At 70.5% G+C, this 1,976-nt stretch carries 1 protein-coding gene; it reads right to left on the bottom strand.

The annotated features are described in order from the left end of the window. Positions 1 to 95 precede the first annotated feature (95 nt). On the bottom strand, positions 96 to 1,976 hold a 1,881-nt coding region (locus tag FNQ90_RS21215; protein ID WP_182607821.1), incomplete at its 5' end, for an FtsK/SpoIIIE domain-containing protein.

The following is a 1,976-nucleotide window of genomic DNA, read 5'->3' as shown; positions in this document are numbered from 1 at the left end:
GCTAGAAACTAGATCGCAGGCCACCGCAGGGATGGGGCGCTAGCGGGGGTGCTAGGTCTAGCAGTGGAGGCCGCTAGTTCTAGCGGGGCCGGTGGTCAGTCCCGGTCGCGGTTTTGGTCACGCTCGGTCATGGCGGTGGTGATGGCGGCGCGGGTGATGCCGCGCCGGTTGGCGCCCTTACCGGCATCGGTGGTGCCCCACACCTGGCGGGTGCGCACCCCGTGCGGCTTCAAAGCCGCGGTGAGCTGTTCGGCCTCCCATCCGGCGTAGAGCTGGGGGCGCAGGGCGGCCAGGCGGGCGGCGATGGTCTCCGACCACGCCTTGTCCTCCCCGGCCTCCAGGACCGCCAGCACATCGGCCAGCACATCCGGACCCTCATCCGGGGTCTCGGGGGCGTGTCCGGCGGCGTGGCCGGTGATGTTGCCGTACGCCTCCCGCGCCGCCCGGGCACGGGCCGCGATCGCCTTGGCGGCGGGGGCGTCGATGAAGGTGGAGGCGACGATGCGCGGATCGTCGCCCTCACCGGCCATCCAGCAGATCCCCTTGTCGGAGCGGGCGAACATGGTGGCGCGGTAGCCGGATTTGTACATGCTCTGCCCGAGCACCATGTCGTTGGCCACCTGTGACATGACCTTCAGGCAGAACCGCAGAACGGCGTTGTCGGAGATGCCCTTGGGCAGGGATTTGGCGTCCGGGCGTTGGGTGCCGAACATCGCGACCATGCCCAGGGCGGGGCCGCGTTTGACCAGGTCGGTGCAGATCGCCTCCAGCTCCGCCCCGTGGTCGGGGTGCTCGAACGCCACCTGGCACTCATCCAACCCCACCACCACCGGATGAAGACCCAAGGTGCGGTCGTTGGCGAGTTCGGGGGTGACCTTGGATTCGGGGCAGCGGGTCAGCGGCAGGGACTTGATGACCTTGGCGCGGCGCCGCAGCTCCTCGCGCAGCTCCCGCAGGGAGGCCAGGACGTATTCGATGTCCTCGTCCTCCTCCCCGGCCCGGTAGCGGTGGCACACCGGCTCAAGCGCCCGGAAGTCGCCGGTGCCCTTGAAGTCGAAGGCGTGCAGCTCCGCACGCGGGTCGAGGGCGGCGATGAGCAGCAGCAGCCGCATCAGGAAGGTCTTGCCCATCCGGGGGATGGAGCCGACCACCACCGAGGCGAACATCAACGTCACCGACACCTCGCGCATCCGCTGGTCGTTGCCGAACACCACGGGCGCGAAGAGGTCGACGGTGCCCTTCTTGGCCAGGGGCCAGGCCGGGCGGCGGGTCTCGTTCATCGGCTTGTCCCCCACCCACAACACCAAGCGGCCCTCGTGCTCCGAGGGGTCGCCGGAGGGCCACACGCAGCCGAGCTTGCGGCGCAGGCCGGAGGCCAGTTCGGTGCGCTTGTCCATCACATCGTCCGGCGTCACCCCGTAGGGCAGATCCAGTTCCGCCCGGTAGCCGGGTCCGTCGCGGGTGATCTCGGAGGTGAAGCGCATCCCGTTCATCTCCCCGCCCTTCTTGATCGCGGCGGTGATCCGGGGATGGCCGATGGCATCCAGCCCCCGCAGCACCAGCGAGGAGGTCAGCTTGGGCACCTCGGTCACCTGCACCGCCGGGCCGATCACCGGCCGGTCCCGCTCCTGCCCCACCAAACCCAGAGCGGCCACCGACACCCCCGCCACCACCGCCAGCCAACCGGGCGCCACCACATAGAGGGCCAGCGCCCCGGTGGCGCCGAACAGCAGGGATACGGCCAGCACCAGGGAACGCCACCGCACCCGGGCCACCCGGGTGCGATCCAGCCGCAGATACTCCTCACTGTCCTGCGCGCTGACCGCATGGGCCCGCAACGGGGCACTCTCGGCATCACTGGCCCAGCGCCAGGCGCCGCGCACCAGCCGGGCCGCCCCCACCGGCGCGCGGAAGGCCAACCGGGCCGGATAGATCCCGCCGACGGTCCGCAGACCGTGGTAGGCGCACACATACCC

Origin of the sequence: Streptomyces alkaliphilus (assembly GCF_014141535.1) — a bacterium.
GTDB classification, from domain to species: Bacteria; Actinomycetota; Actinomycetes; order Streptomycetales; family Streptomycetaceae; genus Streptomyces; species Streptomyces alkaliphilus.
This window is presented reverse-complemented; position numbering and strand designations above follow the sequence as displayed.